The organism is Xanthomonas campestris pv. asclepiadis (genome assembly GCF_020784175.1).
In the GTDB taxonomy this organism is placed as follows: domain Bacteria; phylum Pseudomonadota; class Gammaproteobacteria; order Xanthomonadales; family Xanthomonadaceae; genus Xanthomonas; species Xanthomonas campestris_D.
Genome location: NZ_JAJGQM010000043.1, coordinates 1 through 18,660 on the forward strand (window position 1 = coordinate 1; position 18,660 = coordinate 18,660).

Annotated in this window: 18 protein-coding genes; 7 read left to right on the plus strand and 11 right to left on the minus strand. The window is 67.5% G+C overall.

The window, feature by feature from the left end; translation table 11 throughout:
- The first annotated feature begins 128 nt into the window (after window positions 1–128).
- On the plus strand, window positions 129–1,007 hold the full coding sequence (locus tag LL972_RS16790; RefSeq protein WP_228328558.1) for an RluA family pseudouridine synthase: 879 nt from the start codon (window positions 129–131) through the stop codon (window positions 1,005–1,007).
- A gap of 117 nt (window positions 1,008–1,124) precedes the next feature.
- On the plus strand, window positions 1,125–1,445 hold the full coding sequence (locus LL972_RS16795) for a hypothetical protein (RefSeq protein ID WP_228328559.1): 321 nt from the start codon (window positions 1,125–1,127) through the stop codon (window positions 1,443–1,445).
- A gap of 46 nt (window positions 1,446–1,491) precedes the next feature.
- On the opposite strand, the gene LL972_RS16800 is transcribed toward LL972_RS16795, so the two are convergent.
- Window positions 1,492–1,947 (minus strand): hypothetical protein, encoded by a 456-nt coding sequence (locus LL972_RS16800; protein ID WP_228328560.1) that lies wholly within the window; start codon window positions 1,945–1,947, stop codon window positions 1,492–1,494.
- A 306-nt stretch (window positions 1,948–2,253) separates the two neighbouring features.
- Between LL972_RS16800 and LL972_RS16805 the strand changes: the two genes are divergently transcribed.
- Complete coding sequence (locus tag LL972_RS16805; protein WP_228328561.1) at window positions 2,254–2,655, plus strand: antitoxin Xre/MbcA/ParS toxin-binding domain-containing protein; 402 nt, start codon at window positions 2,254–2,256, stop codon at window positions 2,653–2,655.
- Between the two features lie 83 nt (window positions 2,656–2,738).
- On the opposite strand, the gene LL972_RS16810 is transcribed toward LL972_RS16805, so the two are convergent.
- Window positions 2,739–4,364 (minus strand): alpha/beta hydrolase, encoded by a 1,626-nt coding sequence (locus LL972_RS16810; RefSeq protein ID WP_228328562.1) that lies wholly within the window; start codon window positions 4,362–4,364, stop codon window positions 2,739–2,741.
- A gap of 684 nt (window positions 4,365–5,048) precedes the next feature.
- Between LL972_RS16810 and LL972_RS16815 the strand changes: the two genes are divergently transcribed.
- A complete protein-coding gene (locus LL972_RS16815) occupies window positions 5,049–5,609 on the plus strand; it encodes a hypothetical protein (protein WP_228328563.1) in 561 nt (186 codons plus the stop codon).
- Window positions 5,610–5,885: 276 nt separating this feature from the next.
- Here the strand turns inward: LL972_RS16815 and LL972_RS16820 are convergent, their stop codons facing one another.
- Window positions 5,886–6,998 carry a type II toxin-antitoxin system RelE/ParE family toxin gene (locus LL972_RS16820; RefSeq protein ID WP_228328564.1) on the minus strand — a complete coding sequence of 371 codons (1,113 nt, stop codon included), beginning with the start codon at window positions 6,996–6,998 and terminating at the stop codon, window positions 5,886–5,888.
- A complete protein-coding gene (locus tag LL972_RS16825) occupies window positions 6,985–7,191 on the minus strand; it encodes a hypothetical protein (protein ID WP_228328565.1) in 207 nt (68 codons plus the stop codon). The genes LL972_RS16820 and LL972_RS16825 overlap by 14 nt, the downstream gene beginning before the upstream one ends.
- 265 nt (window positions 7,192–7,456) lie before the next feature.
- On the opposite strand from LL972_RS16825, the gene LL972_RS16830 reads away from it, so the two are divergent.
- Window positions 7,457–7,993: a hypothetical protein gene (locus tag LL972_RS16830; RefSeq protein WP_228328566.1), complete on the plus strand. Its 537-nt coding sequence runs from the start codon at window positions 7,457–7,459 to the stop codon at window positions 7,991–7,993.
- A gap of 42 nt (window positions 7,994–8,035) precedes the next feature.
- Here LL972_RS16830 and LL972_RS16835 read toward each other — a convergent pair whose 3' ends face one another.
- From LL972_RS16835 to LL972_RS16845, 3 genes are all read right to left on the minus strand, one after another.
- On the minus strand, window positions 8,036–9,301 hold the full coding sequence (locus LL972_RS16835; RefSeq protein WP_228328567.1) for a phospholipase D-like domain-containing protein: 1,266 nt from the start codon (window positions 9,299–9,301) through the stop codon (window positions 8,036–8,038).
- Between the two features lie 191 nt (window positions 9,302–9,492).
- The gene (locus tag LL972_RS16840) at window positions 9,493–10,041 is read right to left on the minus strand and encodes an RNA 2'-phosphotransferase (protein WP_228328568.1); all 549 of its coding nucleotides are present in this window, start codon (window positions 10,039–10,041) and stop codon (window positions 9,493–9,495) included.
- Between the two features lie 114 nt (window positions 10,042–10,155).
- On the minus strand, window positions 10,156–10,995 hold the full coding sequence (locus LL972_RS16845; RefSeq protein WP_228328569.1) for an SDR family oxidoreductase: 840 nt from the start codon (window positions 10,993–10,995) through the stop codon (window positions 10,156–10,158).
- A 99-nt stretch (window positions 10,996–11,094) separates the two neighbouring features.
- On the opposite strand from LL972_RS16845, the gene LL972_RS16850 reads away from it, so the two are divergent.
- Window positions 11,095–11,988, plus strand: a complete 894-nt coding sequence (locus LL972_RS16850; protein ID WP_228328570.1) for a LysR family transcriptional regulator — start codon at window positions 11,095–11,097, stop codon at window positions 11,986–11,988.
- A 190-nt stretch (window positions 11,989–12,178) separates the two neighbouring features.
- The gene (locus tag LL972_RS16855) at window positions 12,179–13,540 is read left to right on the plus strand and encodes an MFS transporter (RefSeq protein WP_184630985.1); all 1,362 of its coding nucleotides are present in this window, start codon (window positions 12,179–12,181) and stop codon (window positions 13,538–13,540) included.
- Between the two features lie 207 nt (window positions 13,541–13,747).
- On the opposite strand, the gene LL972_RS16860 is transcribed toward LL972_RS16855, so the two are convergent.
- Genes LL972_RS16860 through LL972_RS16875 form a run of 4 tightly spaced genes read right to left on the minus strand, consistent with a single transcriptional unit; the run spans window position 13,748 to window position 18,529 of the window.
- Complete coding sequence (locus tag LL972_RS16860; RefSeq protein ID WP_228328571.1) at window positions 13,748–15,949, minus strand: FUSC family protein; 2,202 nt, start codon at window positions 15,947–15,949, stop codon at window positions 13,748–13,750.
- The gene (locus LL972_RS16865) at window positions 15,946–17,406 is read right to left on the minus strand and encodes an efflux transporter outer membrane subunit (protein ID WP_228328572.1); all 1,461 of its coding nucleotides are present in this window, start codon (window positions 17,404–17,406) and stop codon (window positions 15,946–15,948) included. Before LL972_RS16865 ends, LL972_RS16860 begins: the two co-directional genes overlap by 4 nt.
- Window positions 17,403–18,323 (minus strand): efflux RND transporter periplasmic adaptor subunit, encoded by a 921-nt coding sequence (locus LL972_RS16870; RefSeq protein ID WP_228328573.1) that lies wholly within the window; start codon window positions 18,321–18,323, stop codon window positions 17,403–17,405. Before LL972_RS16870 ends, LL972_RS16865 begins: the two co-directional genes overlap by 4 nt.
- Window positions 18,320–18,529 carry a DUF1656 domain-containing protein gene (locus LL972_RS16875; protein WP_016902171.1) on the minus strand — a complete coding sequence of 70 codons (210 nt, stop codon included), beginning with the start codon at window positions 18,527–18,529 and terminating at the stop codon, window positions 18,320–18,322. The genes LL972_RS16870 and LL972_RS16875 overlap by 4 nt, the downstream gene beginning before the upstream one ends.
- Window positions 18,530–18,660: the final 131 nt, after the last annotated feature.

Sequence of the window (18,660 nt, forward strand, 5' to 3'; positions counted from 1 at the left end):
CTTCATGGAACCTCCTCGGGAAAGGGGACGAGAAAATTCCACTTCTGGCGTCAGCTAATGGGCGGGGGGATTACCCATCCCTCTCCGTTTGAGCGCGCCTTGTTGTGGTCATGCTTCCAGCACGCCCGATGCTTGATGGCCTCCCCGCCAGCCAGTTCCAGCTCCCGTCCGGCCCCTGGTCCACGGTGTTGGAGGCGTTATGCGCGTGCTTTCCGGGTGTGGATGCCGCCATCTGGCAGGACCGCTTCGCGCGTGGGCGTGTGCTGGATGTCGAAGGCAGCGCGCTTGATGTATCTGCGCCGTATAGCTTAGGTGCCGAGATTCTGTACTTCCGCGAGGTAGTGGACGAGCCGGTCATTCCATTTGCCGAGACGGTGGTGCATGCGGATGCGCATCTGGTGGTGGCGTGCAAGCCGCACTTTCTGCCAGTGGTGCCCGCGGGCGCATATGTGCGCGAGACGCTGCTGACGCGATTGGTGCGACGCTTCGATAATCCCGCATTGGTGCCGCTGCACCGCATCGATCGCGACACTGCGGGGTTGGTGTTGTTCTCGGCCAACCCGTCCACGCGCGGGATCTACCAGGCGCTGTTCCGCGAGCGGCGTATCCGCAAGCACTATCTGGCAGTGGCACCGCCGCTGCCGGGGCTGACGTTTCCGTATGTGCATCGCAGCCGGCTGGAGCCAGGCGAGCCGTTCTTCCGTATGCGCGAGGGCGTGGGCGAGCCGAATAGCGAGACGGTGATCGATGTGGTCGCGCGCGGCGAAGACATGTGGACGTACCGGCTGGAACCGGTCACCGGGCGCAAGCACCAGTTGCGCGTGCACATGGCCGCGCTGGGCGCGCCGATCCTGCATGACCGTTTCTATCCAGAACTGGAAGATCAGCGGCCCGATGATCCGGAGCGGCCGCTGCAGTTGTTCGCGCATACGTTGGCGTTCGATGACCCGATCACTGGTAAGCATCGGCGCTTCACCGCGACGATCGAACCGACAAAATCGGCTTGAGACGCAAACCTGTGTTTCGCTAAAAAATCAGGCGAATATCTGGTTTTCAGATATCCGAAAAAGCGCGCTACGGTGGCTTTGCGGACATCCCGTCCGCTCACGTCGAGGACGGAGGCCATGACTACTTCGAGAGCCCTTACGACCAATAGCCGGCAGCGCGTGCGAGCAGCGGCCAAGATACAAACGCACGCAGAGGCTTTTACCTTCGGCGTCACCCTGCAGCAGATCGACCAGTTCCATACGCTGCTGCGCACGATCACTGCGCAGAGCGATATGGTGGCGGTGTGCAGCGGCAATCCGCTGGATGCCACCAGTCTGTCGGTTCTGGGCGAAAGCATCTTCAACGCTGCCCGCGCGGTGCGCAGTGTGGTCGACGAGATTTACGAGCAGCGGCTCGGTGTTGATGGCCCGGCCGATGCGGACGAAGCGAGCAGGTAGCGCGGCGCCAGGGTCTGACTGGGCGCCGCGTGCAATCGCGTCAGCCTCAACGCACCTTGTACAACACCGCCGCACCCGGCCTGGGCTCGAACATCGGCACGGTCTGCTGCTTGAGCGCGGTGCCCTTGGCGTCCCACACCAGGGTCTCGACGGGGTAGTCCTCGGCGCGAGTCATGCTGCCGATCTGCTTGACGATCACCGCCGAGCTGGCGGGCACTTCCGGGTTCCAGGCGAACACGCCCAGGCGGCCGTAGAACACAGCCGGCGCAGCGGCGTCCAGGCAGCGGTCGGGGCACATGACCAGGCCGCGTTCGAGCATCACCCGCAGCGCGCCCACGGGCACGGCCTTGACGGTGGGCGAGGTGCGGTCGGTGCTGTGGCCGGGGCAGACATTGGCCGAGCGGGTGAGCATGTCTTCGACCACTTGGCGGTCGGGTTGGGCCACGGCCGGCAGGGTGGCGGTGGACAGGGCAAGCACGGCGAGAGCGGATTTCCAGGGCATCTGACAACTCCTCATGAGGTGACACTCCAAATACTGCAGCCCTGCAGGCGCGGGCTGCTGCCAGTGACGCGCCCGGATGCTAGCAATCCGGGCGTTAAACACGGCCCATGGTCGGCGCCGCTTGCGGGTAGGCGCGCACAAGCGGGAATCGGCCGCCGAAGCCGCCGCCGGCTCGCCAGCACCGCCCACGCCGGCCGGCGCGGAATATAACGGCGCTGACGCTCATCGCCGCTGTCAGGAGTCTCCTGATTGAGCGGCGAGGGCGAGGCAGATAGCGTGCGCGCTATCACACCGCTGGACTGCTTTATGGAACGCGCCGACCTCATTGCGTCACTGCTCACCGGCATGCGGCGTGCCGAAGATTTCCGCGCGCAGGCGTCGATCTACAGCACCGCGCATAGCCAGCAGATGGCGGTCGACCACGGCAAGGCGGCCGATGCCGAGCTGGTGCTGTCGCTGTTCGCCTTCACGCCGGAACACCTCAAGCTGCTGGGCAACGTCGGCATCGAAAACCTGGGCGAGATCGTCTGCCACGCCTGGGCCTTGAACGGCGGCAACAACGAGGCGCTGATCGGCTGGTTCCGCAAGCCCATGAACGCGCTGGACGGGCAGACGCCGGCCGCCCTGGTCCGCGGCGGCCGCCTGCAGGTGCTGCTGCTGGTGCTCAGGCAGCAGCTGGAATGGGAGTTGCCCAAACGCTCGGCCTGAGGATCGGCACCGGCCACCGTCGCGCTGGGGCATGCGCGCGGCCGGCCCGCCGTATCGGCAGCGCCGGCCGTGCGTCGGCGCGCTTACTGCTTGGGTCGCGCCACGGCGTACATCTCCCAGGCGATCTTCTTCATCAAGGCGTTGCTGTCCTCGCCCTCCTTGTACAGGTCGAAGTGGCTGCGGCCTTCCAGGTAGCGGAAGTCGCTTTTGGCGCCCAGGCCGTCCAGCACCGCCTGGAACTTGCGCGCCGCCCCATCCAGGTAGAACGTGTCGGCGGTGCCGACGATCAGGTGAATCTTGCCGTCCAGATCCGGCTTGAGCGTGGGCCACTGCGCGGCCACCCGTGCGGAAATGTCGTAGTGCGTGCGCCAGTAGGCCACCACGGCCGGGTCGACGGTGCCGGTGTCGCGGTCGAACATCGGCAGCGGGCGGCCGTCGGGCCCGCGCGGCGAAAACACCCACTCGAACGAGGTGAGCTGGCCGCCGTACGGGCCGAGCACGCGCTCAAGCTTGGCGAAGGTTTCCAGGTCGGCCACCACCTTGCCCTGGTCGCGGATCAGCGGGAACTGGCTGCCGTCCGGGCGGCGGTAGACGTTGGCATTGGGCGCGTACAGATCCGGCCCGGTGAAGTCGTGGAAGTCGCTCGAGTCGGGCGAGGTGGACCAAGTACCGCCGAACAGCTTGGGGTAGCGCGTCTGCAGCCACAGCGTGGCCCAGCCGCCGGACGAATGCCCGTTGAGGAACCGGCCCTCGGCGTTGCCGTCCATCTTGTACTGGCGTTCGAGCGCGGGTATCAGCTCTTCGGTCAGCGCGGTGCCCCAGGGGCCGTTGTTGACCGAGTCGGCGAACTCGTGGGTGCCGGTGGGTGTGGCCTGATCCAGGAACACCCAGATCATTGGCGGCATCTGCTTGGCCGCCATCGCGCTCCAGGTCGCCGCGATGCTGCCGGCAAAGCGGTTGTAGTTGCCGCCGAAGCCATGGGTGACATACACGGTGGGATAGCGGGCGGCGGCCTTGGCGTCGTAGCCCGGCGGGGTCAGCACGCGGGCGCGGATGGAGATCGGCCGGCCCCAGAAGGCGCTCAGCGACGGGCTCACCATCGAGGCATCCGCGCTATGCAGCCTTGCCTCCGGGATGGCGTCGCGGATCGCCTGCGGTGCCCGCGGCGACACCTGCCACGGGTCGTCCGACACCGGCACCTGCTTGCCGAGCGTCAGCGTGGGCAACGGCTTGCCCTTGCCCTGCGTCACCGCGGTGACGGCGCTCAACAGGTCGCCGCCATCGCGGCCGCTGTAGCCGTAGCTGTGGTCCGGATCCAGCACGGCCTGGAACAGGTACTCGCCGGCCGGCAGCGCGGAAAACCCGCTGGGGAAGGCGATGTTGTCCAGGTCGATCTCGACACTGGCCCCGGGGGCGAGCGCAGTCACCTCATGCGCCGCCACGGCCACCGCCGTCGGGCGGAACGGGCTGACGTCCACCTCTTCCACCTTGCCGGCTTTGCCGTCCTTTCCATCCTTGGCCGCGGCCTGGGCGTCCTTGGCCAGGGTGGCGAAGACCAGCAGGCGCCCGGACACGGGCTGGTCGCTCGCCCCATCCAGCGTGACGCGCAGCAGGCGATGGGCCGCTGCCGGTGCGGCGGCGTGCGCGCAGCAGGCGCACAACAGGCCAACGGCCAGACCCAGGCGGGGAACAAGACGATGCAGAGACATGCAGATCCTTGGGAACGCAGGTGGATGGAGCGGGCGCATGGCCCTGCGCAGACTGTAGCCAGTTCCCGGCCCACCGTGCGCCGCCATCGCGAGGTCTGGTCAACGTATCCGATCTGCCTGCTCTAGGGCTCACATCATCAACCGGACGCGACAACGACTCCGGCCGGCATCGCGAGCGGTAGCGTGAAGTTAGGCCAGCCCCAAGTAACCAAAACGAAAGCCAGCGTCAGTTTCAACCCAGTAAATGTCTGACATACAGCCAATCTAATGTCGGCTTTAGATTTCGCTTGTTCCCGGTGAGGCGCGCTTGCTGCGGCAGATTATGTTTGCTCCTGTGGTCAATGCGTTACGTGCGGTCTCAACTGATGTCTGACTCGAGAAACAGACACGGTGTTCGCTCCCGAATTCCAAACTGCATCACGCAACGACGTTGTTGAGACGATTTGCCGGGTTTGCGAGGCGTTGGTCTTCAACGATGAGCACACCAGCGGCGTGGCCAGCTGGGTGGCGTAGGTGTGGTGCTTCCCCCACACACACACGCAGGACGTCATCGTACGCAATCGATCATCTGCCGCTTAGCGTTATGCACAGGTGCCGTTGCGATTATCCATTCAAGGCGCAAGCGGCAGCCGCGCGAACAGCCGCTGCCGGCACCTTGCGTTACAGACCAAGGAGTGATCGAAAATGAAACGTAAAACCAGCTATCGCGGTGCGCTTGCGGCATGTGGCCTTTCACTCGTCGTGGCCGCGCTGTGCATGGACGCTGCTGTTGCAGCACCGGTCAGCAAGACGGACAAGGTCACGCTGACCCATGTCTTTGCCACGCTGCAGACCGGTCAGCAGGATCAGAAGCCCGAAGACATCGCGGCGTGTCGCAAGCAGGTGTCGGCACCAACGTCCAAGTATCTGGGTGTGGCGGTCACCACCAAGTATTCGATCGACGTGCAGTCCAAGATCATGTCTGCCTCCTCGTCGCTGCCCTCTCCCGTGGCCACTCAGCCGCTGATGCTGACAGTGCCGCTAGCGCCGTTGGGCGTGGCTGGGGAGTATGCCTTCGGCGCGTTTCGGCCGACCGCGCTGCCCAATACCTATGTGCTGTTCTCGGTCGGGCTGGATTTCAAGGGGCCGCAGTCGTCTGTGCTGGTTCTCAACAGCGACAAACCCTACAACTGCCTGGTGACCAGCAATCCGGCGCCGTTCAAAGGAGCACTGGGTACGAAGCTGGGACAAGACCAGGGGCGCTGATGTCTGCGACCGCCGGGTAATCGGCGAACGAGCCGAAGGCAGCTTCGGCTCGTTCGGCTCGGTGCTGCGGCCGTGCAGTGCAGCCCTCGCGCGGATCGCGCGATGCACGTCGTCGGGATATTGCGGACGGTGAAAGAAGGCATGTCGCCCTCCCGGTGAAATCAGGTTGCTTGCACGTTAGGAAAGTGCAAGCACTCAAACAACGTCACCCGGTATCGAAGCAGTCATCCCCGCACCAGCAATAAGTGAAATCCGGGGCCAACCTAGCCCCACCAATCACCGATACGGCCCCGGCCCGCGCCATACCGGCTCGCCTTGCTTGTAGACCTCCATCATGTTGATGACCTCGCGGGCATCGCCGATGTCTTTGAGTTCCGGCGAGTCCGGCGGCAGCAGGCGGCATTTGCTGGAGCCGCGCTTGAGCGCGACTTCCAGCGGGCAGACCATGCGGTACTGGGTGCCGGGCAGGATGATGGCCACTTCCTTCATGCCCTGGTCGCGCCAGTTGCGTAGCTGGGTTTCGCTGCGCACTTCGTAATAGACCTGGTAGCCGCCCACATCCATGCTGGGTTGGGCGTTGTTGCGGTCGCGGCGGCGGCCTTCGCTGATGGTGGGCGTGTTGGACATGCCGTCTTCGGCGGCATCGGCTTCTTCTTCGAGCATGCCGGGTGGGCGGCCGGTCCAGGTTTCGGGGCGGCGCTGCGGCGGCGATGAGGGTTCGGCCGGCGGTTGCGGCGGGGTGGGGCGCTGCACCGGCTGGGTCTGGCGTTGCTCGACCAGGCCACCGCGGCGGGTGTTGCCTGCCGGCGGGATCGGGTTCTTGGCGGTCTTGACCAGGGTGGACTGCACCGGCGAGGCGGCCGGCGGCGGCTGCACGGGTGCTGGCGTTTGCGACGGCGGAGTCGGGGTCGGCGAGGGCGTGGGTTGTTCGGGCGTGGAGGTGTCGCCGACGAAATCCACCTTGGTGCGGCCACCGCTGGCCGAGCCCTGCGGCGGGGTCATGGTGGGCGTGGAGGCCGACAGCAGGATCAGCAGCATCAGCACATGCAGCAGGGCGCTGATCAGCGCGGCGATCCACGGTTCGATGCGCTCGATCAGCGGCTCGGTGCGCGGCAGCCAGTCCTGCGTCTCCAGGCGGACGTGCAGCAGCTGCAGCGCGTCGTCGCGCACGCGGTAGACCAGCACGTAGGGCGTTTGCCTGACCACCCATTCGCGGGTGCCGGCGACGCGGCCGGCGCGGCCGCGCCCGGGTTGCTCGGCCAGGGTGCGGGTGGCTTCCAGCACCTGCCGCGCCATCGCGGCGGCGGCGGTGGGATTGAGCGCGTGGTAGTGATCCTGGGCGTGTGCGAGTTGCCTGGCGGCCGGGACGGTCCAGTCACGCCGCAACATCAACGCCCCATCTGGCGAACAGTGCCGCCACCTGTGCCGGGGCGGCAACCGCGCCCTGATCCGCTGCGGCCATGCCCTCCAGCACGGCCGCCTCGAAGCTGGCGGTGTCCACGACGCGGACCACGTCGTCCCATCCTGCCGTTTCGGGCAGCGTGTCGATCAGCGTATGGGCTTGTTGCTTGATGGCGGACATGGCACTGCGGTGGGGGAGCTCTGCCGGCAAGTCTACCCGTGCGGCTCTGGTTCGCGTGTGGCAATGGCCGGCGCGGTTGGAGCGTGCATCGCCCGTGGCGGGGCGCGGCGCCTTGTGTGGATGCGGAGGTCGGTCGTCTGTCGCAATCGGCGGCGGCAGCTCGGGCAACCCGCCTGCACGCGCAGAAAGTGACACTTGGCACCTTGTTCGCCACCGGGGCTGGTTTCATTCTGCGTCGGTCACCTCACCCCGCAAAGGAATCGCCATGCCCGCTGCTGCCATCGCACCGCTGACGCCGTATCTGTCGATGGCGGCCATCGCCTTCCTCTACTACCGGCGCATCCGCCGCAGCTTCGGCCGCCAGCAATGGAAGCCGGTGAGCACGGCGCTGCGTGCCGTGGTGCTGGTGGTTGCCGCGGCGGCGCTGGCATACGCGGTCTATGGCCTGCCGCAGGTCCGGCCAGGGATCGCCGCGGGAGCGCTGGTCGGCATCGGGCTGGGCGCCGCATCGCTGCGCTACACGCATGCCGAATGGGTGGAGGGACGCGGCTGGTATACGCCCAATCCGTGGATCGGCGGTGGCTTGATGCTGGTGCTGCTCGGGCGCCTGGCCTGGCGCTGGGCCGATGGCGCCTTCAGCGCGGGCGCGGCGGCGGCCGGATCGCAGGCCAGTCCGCTGACGCTGGGCATCGCCGCGGCGCTGGTGCTGTATTCGCTGGTGCATCTGGGCGGGCTGTGGTGGCGGCTGCGCCAGCTGCGGCTGCAGGCTGCGCCGATCGCGGTGCCGCCGCCACTGTCGTGAGGGTTGTCGGGCGCCGCCGCTGCTTGCGGCGTCCGCGCTGCATCACACCTGCGAGCGGAACGGAAGGACCAGCTTCTCGCCCAGCTTCTGCCGCAGCGGCCGCTTGCGCCAGCGCTCCAGTGTGTACGGTTCGGCCCGTTGCAGGTCGCGCTCGAACACCTCGGTCATCTGCGCGGCCAGGTTACGGTCGTAGACATTCAGGCTGGCCTCGTCGTTGAGGCGGAACGAGCGGATGTCGAAGTTGGTCGAGCCCACCGAGACCAGCAGGCCGTCGATGATCAGCAGCTTGGTATGCAGCATGGTGGGCAGGAATTCGTGGATGGCGATGCCGGCCTGCAGCAGCGGCTCCCAGCTGGCCTTGGAGGCCAGCCGCACCGAGACCGCATCGATATGCTTGCCCGGCAGCAGCACGCGGATGCGTACGCCGCGCGCGCGCGCTTCCAGCAGCGAGCGGGTGATCAGCGCATCGGGGACGAAGTAGGCCGCGGCCAGGTCGATGGAGTTGCGCGCCGCGGCGATGGCGATCAGGTACATCAGGTGCATGCTCTCGCTGCCGCCGGCCGGCGAGGCCACGAACAGCTGCGCGTCGCTGTCGCCGGCCGGTGCCAGCTCCGGGTAGTACTCGGCGCCGTTGAGCACGCGGCCGGTGCTCTTGATCCAGTTGTCGTTGAAGGCGGCCTGCACCTGCGCCACCACCGGGCCTTCGATGCGGTAATGCGAGTCGCGCCAGTGCTCCGGGTCCTGCGCATCGCCCATCCACTGGTCGGCCACGCCCACGCCGCCGGTGAAGCCGATGCGGCCGTCGATCACCAGCAGCTTGCGATGGGTGCGGTTATTGACGCGGTGCAGGTTGTACCAGGTCAGCGGGCGGTAGCGATGCACTTCCACCCCGGCCTTGGTCATGTCCTCGACCAGCGACGCATCCATCTTCAGGCTGCCGCCCCAGTCGATGGTGACACGCACCTTGACCCCGGCGCGCGCGCGCTCGGACAGCGCCTGGCTGAACTCGCGGCCGATCTCGCCCGACCAGTAGATATAGGTTTCGAAGGTGATGGTGCGCTGCGCGCTGCGGATGGCCGCCAGCATCGCCGGGAAGATCTCGTGGCCGTTGTGCAGCACCTGGATCTTGTTGCCGGGCAGGATCGCCGGACCCAGCAACACCGACATCTCGCGCTTGAACTGCGGGTCGGACACGTCGTAGCAATGGCTGGGGATGTGCTCGAGCTTTTTCTCGGGCGTGGCGAAGTTGAGCAGCAGCAGCCCCACCACCAGCGTGGTGACGACCGTGGCCACGATGATCCATGTCATGCATCCAACCCCTGTTCCCCTGCCATCGACGGCCCCAAGCGGCCGGCATTCTGGCAAGCCGGGCGGCATGGGGGCCGTGAAGGGTGATGCGTCCGGCGTCTGCGCGTGTACGAGCCGGCCCAGGTGCTGGCCGGCACTGCGACCGATGCCAGTGGCCGGCAGGCGGTGGCAGGCTTGCAGCGTGCGTCAGCTCAGCGGGGTCGGGTCAGGAACGCTGCTGGAACCTGCGCGGTGAGCCATACGCCGTTGTCGGCCTGGAAGAACAGCAGGCCGTCGCGATGCATGCGCCCGGCGTCGACCTGCAACACCACCGGCTCGCCGTAGCGCTGCCCCACCGATGCGGCGGTCTGCGTGTTGTCGGATAGATGCACATGGTGACGCTGGCCGGGGCGCAAGCCCTCGGCCATGATCGCTTCGAGAAAGCGCGTGGCGGTGCCGTGATACAGCAGCTCGGGCGGGACCCTGGCTTCGAGCTGCAAGGCCACGGTTGGCGTGGAATGCCCCTGCACTGCGCGGATCCGTCGCCCATCGGCAGACAGCGCAAACCGTTTCTTGTCGCTGCCGGGGACCACCGCCTGGATCAGCTCCAGATCGAGCGCGGTGCCGTGTGCCTGGGCGCCGGCAATCAACGCGTCCAGCTCGGCCCAGCCCTCCGAGTCGAGCGTGAGTCCGATCGCCTGCGGTTCGTGGCGCAACACGAAACTGAGGAACTTGCTGATGTCGGTGTGGTGCTTGCTCATGCGGTGGCGCCCGAAGCGTCCTTGCGGCCAGTGATGCAGGCGATTTTGACGCATCCACGTAGCCGACAGGTGCCAACGCTGTGCAGTGACTGCGTGGCGACCCCGTCGTCGACGTCAGACAGCAGCAGCCGGGCTGTCGGTGGACAACGCGATGTCGCGCTGCTCTTCCAGCGCAGCCAGCCGCGTGGTCAACGCTTCGCGGATCGCGTGGTAGGCCGCCGTGCCCATGACCAGGCGAAAGGGCGGGGGGGATGACTCGGTGCAGGCGATCATGGCCGCGACCATGCGCTGCGGGTCGCCGACGATGACCCAGCTGCCGTCGTCCAGCGCGCGGCTGAGTGCGTCGACCGGTGTGCCGAGGTAGTAGGACGGGATGTCGGTCCTGACCAGCGAGGCGCCGAAGTTGGTGCGTGCCGGGCCGGGTTCGGCCAGGGTGAAGTGGATGCCGAAGCCGGCGACTTCCTGCGCGGCGGCTTCGACGAAGCCTTCGATGCCCCATTTGCTGGCGTGATACAGGCTGAAGCCGGGATAGGCGATCTGGCCGCCTTCGGAGGACACCTGCACCACGTGCCCGGCACCTTGGCGGCGCAAGTGCGGCAGCGCGGCCTGGATCAGCGTGATGGAGCCGATGAGGTTGGTGTCGATGACATCGCGCACCTGCGCGTCGGTGGCGGCCTCAGCGGCACCGAGCGTGCCGTAGCCGGCATTGCTGACCAGCACGTCGATCCTGCCCAGGGTCCGGAAGGCCCGGGTGGCGACCTCGCGCACCGCTGCGCTGTCGCGCAGATCCAGCTGCAGGACGGTCAATGCGTCGCCGTGCGCGGCCTGCAGATCGGCAAGCGCCTCTGCGCGCCGCACGGTGGCCGCCACGCGATCGCCGCGCGCCAGCAATGTTTCGACCAGGCCGCGGCCGAAGCCGGAGGATGCGCCTGTGATGAGCCAGCTCCGGGACATGGGGTTTGCCTTTGCACGGAAGGGAATTCCACTCTAGGCGCGGGGAATTGATGGGTCTATGCCATAGAATCCGAATGAGTTGATGTGAAATGGCCACCAATGCCGAAGCCGACCTTCAATGACCTGGCCGCGTTCACCAGCGTCGCGGTGCATCGCAGCTTTCGGCGTGCGGCCGCCGAGCTGGGGCTGGCACCGTCCTCGCTCAGCCATCTGATCAGCGCGCTGGAACGCAACCTCGGTGTGCGCCTGCTGCATCGAACCACGCGCAGCGTGTCGCTGACCGAAGCAGGCGAACGGCTCTACGCGAAGCTGGTGCCGGCGTTGCAGGACGTCGAACAGGCGCTGGGCGAACTGGATGCCTTCCGGAGCGGGCCCACCGGCACGGTGCGCATCAATGCACCCGAAGTGGTGGTGCGGCTGTTGTTGCAGCAGGTGGTGCCGGAGGTGCTGGCGCGGTATCCGGCGCTGTCGGTGGACCTGGTGAGCGAAGGGCGGCTGGTGGATATCGTGGCGGCCGGTTTCGATGCCGGCATTCGCCTGAGCGAGTCGGTGCCGCAGGACATGATTGCGGTGCCCTTTGGTGGCCAGACGCGTTTCATCGCGGTGGCCGCACCTGCGTATCTGCAGCGTGCCGGCTGCCCGGACACGCCGGACGATCTGCATCGCCACGCCTGCATCCGGCATCGCATGCCCAGCGGCAGGCTGTATCGCTGGGAGTTCGAACGGCGCGGCCAGGAGGTGGCGATCGACGTGCCCGGGCGGCTGACGCTGGACCAGATCCTGATGATGAGCGAAGCCGCCGAGGCCGGCCTTGGCATCGCCTATGTGCCCGAGCATGCGGCAACGGCTGCACTGGCGCGCGGCACGCTGGTGCGCGTGCTGGAGCAGTGGTGTCCGGCGATTCCGGGACTGGCGCTGTATTACCCGGGGCATCGACAGGTTCCGCCCGGGCTGCGCGCATTTATCGAGACGCTCAAGCAGGTGTTGCCGTAGCCTTCGATCGGCATGCAGGCGGTCACGCCCATGATGGGCCGCAGGCGTGGCGGCCGACCTCGAAAGCGGGCTGAAGCGGGTGCGCCGACGCCGGTTGCGGCGCCTGCATATGCGGCGAAATGCTTACATGCGTCACACAAGCACGCACCTATACTTCCGGGGTGTCCCACCCCCACAAGGTTCTGACTGCATGAGCGCACCCCCAACGTCTCCGATCGCCGCCGGTTCTGGCGCAGCCCCCGGTAGCCTTCGCCGTTCGGTGTCCAACACGCTCAAGGGATCGGCCGGCAATCTGGTCGAGTGGTACGACGTCTACGTCTACTCGGTGTTTGCCACCTATTTCGAATCGCAGTTCTTCTCCAAGGAAGACAAGAACGCCACGATGTTCGTGTGGGCGATCTTTGCGATGACCTTCCTGATGCGCCCGATCGGTGCGTGGTACTTCGGCCGCTTCGCCGACCGCTACGGCCGCCGCCTGGCGTTGACCATCTCGGTGTCGATGATGGCGCTGTGCTCGTTCGTCATCGCAGTGACGCCCACGGTGGCCACGATCGGCATCGCCGCGCCGATCATCCTGTTGCTGGCGCGCCTGCTGCAGGGCTTTGCCACCGGTGGCGAGTACGGTACCAGCGCGACCTACATGTCCGAGGCGGCCATTCCGGGCCGGCGCGGGTTCCTGTCCTCGTTCCATTACGTCACGCTGGTCGGCGGCCACGTGCTGGCGCAGACCACGCTGCTGGTGATGCTGCATTTCTTCGATGCGTCGCAGGTGTCCGAGTGGGGCTGGCGCGTGGCGTTCGGCCTGGGCGGCATCGGTGCGCTGGTGGTGTTCTGGCTGCGCCAGACCATGGACGAGTCGCTGAGCTCCGAATCCATCGCCGATTCGCGCACCGGCAAGGCCAAGGCGTCGGGCTCGATGCGCGAGCTGTTCGTCAACCAGTGGCGCCCGCTGCTGCTGTGCTTCCTGATCACCGCCGGCGGCACGATCGCGTTCTACACCTATTCGGTCACCGGCCCGAAGATGATCCAGACCGCGTTCGCCGGTGGCGACGTGATGGCCGGCACCATCATCAACCTGGTCGCGCTGACGGTGCTGATGCTGATGCAGCCGGTGGGCGGCTGGTTGTCGGACATCGTCGGGCGCAAGAGCCTGCTGGTGTTCTTCGGTATCGGCGGGGTGCTCTACACCTGGTTCCTGGTGATGGAGCTGCCCAAGCAGACCGACTGGCTGACCGCGTTCGCGATCCTCACCGTGGGCTTTGTGATCCTGACCGGCTACACCTCGATCAATGCGGTGGTGAAGGCCGAACTGTTCCCCACCCATGTGCGCGCGCTGGGCGTGGGCCTGGGCTATGCGCTGGCCAACTCCGCCTTTGGCGGCACCGCGCCGCTGCTGTACCAGGCCTCGTTGAAGACCGGCCACGTCAGCGAGTTCGTGATCTACGCCACGGCGGTGATCGCGGTGTCGTTGGTGGTGTACATGTTCTTCCTGACCAACAAAGGCAGCAACTGGCTGGACGACGAAGCGGCGATGCATCAGCGCAAGCGCTGATGCATCGCCCTTCTCCCTGCGGGAGTTGATTTTCCTTCTCCCTGCGGGAGAAGGTGCCCGAAGGGCGGATGAGGGGACGTGCGTCGCCTCGTGTCATTTACCGCGAGTGGCTTCGCCTCGTCCCTTCACTGCAACCCCCGCGCCCCGGCCCGCGCCAGCCGCGCGGGCGCTCCAGGGCACGCGCACCCGTGGCGCGCAGGCAGTGCCTTATCGCCCCGCAGGGAGAGGGGCCAAGGGCGGCGCGGTACCGGTGTTTCTCTGGGTGTGCGGCGCCGTCTGCGCAAACAAGCTGTAACGCAGCCCGATCAACCCCAGCAGCGCCTCATCGCGATGCGCACCCGCCGGCACCTTGCCGACGCGCGCCAGCGACGCATCCAGCCGCGCACGTAGCGCATCCGGCGCAGGCAGCGGACGCTTGTGCGCGATCTGTTGCCGGTAGTGCGCGGCAACATCGACCAGGATCGCGTCCACCGCCTCGATACTCGGCTGCGGCAAACCATGCCGCGCGCTGCGCAGCTGCAGGATGTTCAAGCCCACACGCACCTCGTTGAGCATGCCCACCGAGGCCAGGTCGCTGCCTTCCGGCGTCAGGGCCAGCCGTGGCGCGAGCAGGCCAAGCAGATCCAGCATGCGGGCGGCAAAATGCTGCCGGTCCTGCGCGCCGCGGCCGTCGGCGGCCTCGGCCAGCGTGCGCCAGCCCTGGCGCACCAGCCGGCGCGCGCTCCATTCGGCGCCCACCGAGCGGAACAAGCGCGTCAGTACCACGGCAAATCCAATGCCCAGCACCATCGCCACCGCCGCGTTGACGAAGCTCTGGATATTGGCGTTGTAGGTGTTCTGCAGGCTCAGCAACGCGGTGAGGTTCACCACCAGCGGCAGCGCGATCAGCATGGTCTTGGGGCGGTGCAGCAATGCGCCGATCGGCAGGAACACCGCCGCCAGCACCAGGACCAGCATCGGGAAATCGTGGATGGCCGGGAAGATGCCGAACAGATAGATGCCGGCAACCACGCTGGCCACCACCGCCCAGGCCAGGAACGACAGCATGCTCGGCGCCGGGTCGTCCTGCGCGGCGAAGAACGCGGCGGTCACCGCGGCCATCATCGCGCCGTTGCCGCCGCCTTCCCAGCCGATGCCGATCCACAGCACGCAGTACGCCATCAGCGCAAAGCCCGCGCTGAGTGCGGAGAAGGCGACCATGCCGAAATCGATATGGCGGGTGCTGCTGGCAGCTGCCAGCGCATCGGTTGTGTCGCGCGGTGACCAGGTCAGCCGCTGCAGCAACGAGGGGTGCATGCGCGAACGCACAGCAGGTTGGTTTTGTGCAGCGTCAGCCCGTTCGGATGATTCCGCCGTTGCAGCTTGTCTCGCCGCAGCCGGCATCGCGCGCAGCACCGGCATCGCCGTGCCGTGCACCATCGCCTGCTGCAGCGCGCGGCAGTCCTGCCAAAGATCAAGCAGCTCCTCCAGCCGCAGCAGTAAACTCGCCAGCAGCAGATGCTCGATGTCCTGATCCACCACCGGGCGCAGGGCGGCGATACGTGCGCGCAAGGCGTCCACGTCCGCATCGCTGCGTGCGTCCTCGCCCTGGTCCACCCAGGCTGCGACGTCCTCCAGCAGCGCGGCGGTGGCGAGCGGCAACGCAGACCCATCGCGCTGCAACGCATCCAGCCGGTCGGCCATCGACGACAGCACTGGCAGCAGCATCAGCATGCGTGCGCGCAGCTGCTCCAGCGTGGGTACCGCACCGGCATGGCGTGGGTCGTCGTGGCGCACGAAGGCGATCAAGGCCTCGAACTGCACCAGATCGGCGGCCAGCCGATTGCGCGGTGCCTGCGACGGGCCGCGCTGCAGCACCTGCCGGCACCATTGCGCGGCGTCGCGCATCCAGTTGCCGATGCGCGCGGTAAGCATCGGCTTGACCGAGGCGGGGAACACCAGCGCGGCGAACAGCACCGCCATCACCGTGCCCAGGATGATCTCCTCGCTGCGCGCCACCACGGTGTCGAAGATGCCCTCCGGCGCGGTCACTGCCGGGAAGCCGATGAAGGCGGTGGTGTAGCCGGCCAGCAGAAACGCATAACCGCGCGGGCCGCGATTGAGCAGCGCCAGGAACAGGCAGGCCGACAGCCACAACGCCATCGCCGCACTGAGCAGCAGCGGCGTTTCCACCAGGTTCGGCAGCATCACCAGGGTGGCCGCGCCGGCCAGCAAGGTGCCGAGCACGCGGTACACGCCCTTGGCGCGGGTGGGGCCGAGCAGCGGCTGGGAGACGATGTAGACCGTGGCCATCGCCCAGTACGGCCGCGACAGATTGCCGGCCAGCCCCACGTACAACGCCGCGATCGAGGCGGCGAAGGTCTTGGCCGAAAACAGCCAGGCCTGGCGATCGCGCAGCAGCGCACTCATCGCGCGGCCGTGGCGTCGGTGCGGCCGGCGGTCGTTTCCCAACCGCCACCCAATGCCAGGAACAGCTGCAGTTGATCCTGCGAGACCTGCGCCTGCGCATTGGCCAGCGTCATGTCGGCGGTGGCCAGCGTGCGCTCGGCATCCAGGCTGGACAGATACGGCGTGCGCCCGCCTTGATACAGGCGCCGGTTCTGCGCCGACGCCAGCTCGGCCTGTTGCTGCGCCTGCTCCAGCAGGTGCAGGCGATCCAGATCCTGCGCGTAACGCGACAAGGCGGTCTGCACCTCGCGCAGCGCCTGCAGCACGGTGTTGTCGAACTGCGCCAACGCCGCGTCCGCGCCGGCTTCGGTGGCGCGCACGCGCGCACGCGCACCACTGGAGGGCAGCGTCCACGAGATCAGCGGGCCGAACGACCAGGCATGCGTGGCCGGCTCACCGACGTCGGCCAGCAGGCCGGTGGCACCGATCGAGCCGCCCAGACGGATCTCCGGATACAGCTCGGCGGTGGCCACGCCGATGCGCGCGGTGGCTGCCGCCAGCCGGCGTTCGGCCTGGCGCACATCCGGGCGACGCGCCAACAGCGCGCGGCCGTCGCCGATCGGAATCGGTTGCTGCAAGGCCGGCGCGTGCGCACAGCCGTCCACCCCGGCCGGCACCTCGCCGGGCGTCCTGCCGAGCAGCGCGGCCAGTTGATACCCGGCGGCCTGGCGGCGCGCGCGCAGCGGCGGCAGCGCCGCTTCCAGCATCGCCACCTGCGCGGTGGCGCGGGCCAGATCGGGCGGGGTGCCGCGGCCGGCAGCGATCAGGCGCTGGGTGATGTCGCGGCTGCGCTGCTGCAACTGCAGCGAATGCTCGGCCACGTGCAGCTCGTGGTTGGCGTGGCAGATCTCCACGTAGCTGCCGGCCACCTGCGCGGCCACGTTGACGCGCGCCAGGTCGATCGCGGCCTGGGCGACCTGCGTATCGGCCTGCGCGGCCTCGGCGCCGCGTTGCAGCTTGCCGAACAGATCGAACTGATACGACACCCCGAACTTGCCGTCGGCCAGGTTGAACACCGGCAGCTTTTCCTGTTGCAGGAAGGCCTCGGCCGAGACCTGCGCGCGGCTGACGCCGGCCTCCACCTCGTAATCGAAACCGCCCGCGTCCAGCGCCTGTTCGTACACCGCCGCGGCGCGGCGCAGGTTGGCACCGGCCACCTTCAACTCGACGTTGTCGCGCAAGGCCTGTTCGATCAGGCCATCCAGCATCGGGTCCTGGTACAGCGCCCACCAGCGTGCCGGCAGCGGCGCGCCGGCCTCCACCTGGGCGTTGCCGGTGTCGAGAAATGCGGCGTTGGCGGCCGGGCGCTGGTAGGCCGAATCGTCCGGTACGGCATAGTTCGGGCCAACCGTGCTGCAGGCGCTCAATGCGGCCAGCAGCGTGGCCAGTCCCAGGGGACGCAATACGGCGCGGTTCATGGCGCGGCCTTGGCCTGCACGCGGGCAGGCGCGGTGGCGGCGTCGCGCACGGCGTCCGGCAGGATGCTCACGGTGGCGGTGCGCCCGGCGATCAGCTGCACATGCGCCGGCACCCGATCCAGCACGATGCGCACCGGGATGCGCTGCGCCAGCCGCACCCAGTCGAACGCCGGTGTGACGTTGGGCAACGCGCCGGCGCTGCCGCTGCGGTAACGGTCCTCGATACCGGCGGCGATGCTCTGCACATGCCCGTGCAAGGTGGCCGGCTCGCCCATCAGGTGCACGTCCACGCGCTGGCCGGCATGCACGCCCTGCAGGCGGGTCTCTTCGAAATAGCCATCGACGCGGAACGAGCCGGTATCCAGCACCGCCACCACCGGGCGTCCGGCGCTGACGTAATCGCCCACGCGCACGGTGCGGTCGCTGACATGGCCGTCGGCCGGGCTGCGCACCTGGGTGCGGTCCAGGTTGAGCTGGGCCAGGTCCACCGCCGATTGCGCGGTGGCCACCGCCGCCTGCGCCTTTTGCACATTGGAGCGGCGCACCTCGGCATCTTCGGCGGCCACCAGGTCCTGCAGGCTGCGGTCGCGCGCGATCTCGCGGCGCAACTGGTTCAAGGTGGCCTGGCGCTCTGCCAGCGCGGCGCGCGCCTGTTCCAGCGCGATCGCATAGCGCGCGCGGTCCACCACGAACAGCAACTGCCCGCGCGTCACCGCCTGGTTGTCGGCCACCGCCACCGATTCCACCAGCCCGGACACATCCGGCGCCACCTGCACCACATCGGCGCCCACGTGCGCATCGCGCGTCCACGGCGCCTCCATGTAATAACGCCACAGGTGCTGCAGCACCAACGCGGCCACCACCACCATTGCCAGGGTCAGCAACGCCGGCCCCGCGTTCTTGATCAGTTTTTTCACGATTGCATCCAACGGGTCAGGGAAAACAGGCCGCCCAGCAGTGCGATGTACAGCGCCAGGTTGAACAGCGCCGGGTGCCAGATGTGGCGATACGCGCCGGCCCGCGTCAGCAGCGCGCCGATGGCGCTGTTGAGCAGATAGGCCAGCGTCATCAACGCCAGCAAGGTGGGAACGAACACACCGTAGAGACTGAATTCGCCGTACATCGGGACGTCCTGCAATAGCTAAAGAAAAAAACCACCACTGGGCAGCGCAGGTACGCCGCCTTGCACGCTCACCGCGCATGGCGACCAACAGGCCTGCTGCGTGGCCGCCAGGCCGGCGCGGCCAGTGCGGA

Bases quoted from the DNA above. Each gene is read 5' to 3' on its own strand.
- LL972_RS16790 (WP_228328558.1), top strand. From the start codon at position 129: ATGCTTGATGGCCTCCCCGCCAGCCAGTTCCAGCTCCCGTCCGGCCCC.
- LL972_RS16795 (WP_228328559.1), top strand. From the start codon at position 1,125: ATGACTACTTCGAGAGCCCTTACGACCAATAGCCGGCAGCGCGTGCGA.
- LL972_RS16800 (WP_228328560.1), bottom strand. From the start codon at position 1,947: ATGCCCTGGAAATCCGCTCTCGCCGTGCTTGCCCTGTCCACCGCCACC.
- LL972_RS16805 (WP_228328561.1), top strand. From the start codon at position 2,254: ATGGAACGCGCCGACCTCATTGCGTCACTGCTCACCGGCATGCGGCGT.
- LL972_RS16810 (WP_228328562.1), bottom strand. From the start codon at position 4,364: ATGTCTCTGCATCGTCTTGTTCCCCGCCTGGGTCTGGCCGTTGGCCTG.
- LL972_RS16815 (WP_228328563.1), top strand. From the start codon at position 5,049: ATGAAACGTAAAACCAGCTATCGCGGTGCGCTTGCGGCATGTGGCCTT.
- LL972_RS16820 (WP_228328564.1), bottom strand. From the start codon at position 6,998: ATGTTGCGGCGTGACTGGACCGTCCCGGCCGCCAGGCAACTCGCACAC.
- LL972_RS16825 (WP_228328565.1), bottom strand. From the start codon at position 7,191: ATGTCCGCCATCAAGCAACAAGCCCATACGCTGATCGACACGCTGCCC.
- LL972_RS16830 (WP_228328566.1), top strand. From the start codon at position 7,457: ATGCCCGCTGCTGCCATCGCACCGCTGACGCCGTATCTGTCGATGGCG.
- LL972_RS16835 (WP_228328567.1), bottom strand. From the start codon at position 9,301: ATGACATGGATCATCGTGGCCACGGTCGTCACCACGCTGGTGGTGGGG.
- LL972_RS16840 (WP_228328568.1), bottom strand. From the start codon at position 10,041: ATGAGCAAGCACCACACCGACATCAGCAAGTTCCTCAGTTTCGTGTTG.
- LL972_RS16845 (WP_228328569.1), bottom strand. From the start codon at position 10,995: ATGTCCCGGAGCTGGCTCATCACAGGCGCATCCTCCGGCTTCGGCCGC.
- LL972_RS16850 (WP_228328570.1), top strand. From the start codon at position 11,095: ATGCCGAAGCCGACCTTCAATGACCTGGCCGCGTTCACCAGCGTCGCG.
- LL972_RS16855 (WP_184630985.1), top strand. From the start codon at position 12,179: ATGAGCGCACCCCCAACGTCTCCGATCGCCGCCGGTTCTGGCGCAGCC.
- LL972_RS16860 (WP_228328571.1), bottom strand. From the start codon at position 15,949: ATGAGTGCGCTGCTGCGCGATCGCCAGGCCTGGCTGTTTTCGGCCAAG.
- LL972_RS16865 (WP_228328572.1), bottom strand. From the start codon at position 17,406: ATGAACCGCGCCGTATTGCGTCCCCTGGGACTGGCCACGCTGCTGGCC.
- LL972_RS16875 (WP_016902171.1), bottom strand. From the start codon at position 18,529: ATGTACGGCGAATTCAGTCTCTACGGTGTGTTCGTTCCCACCTTGCTG.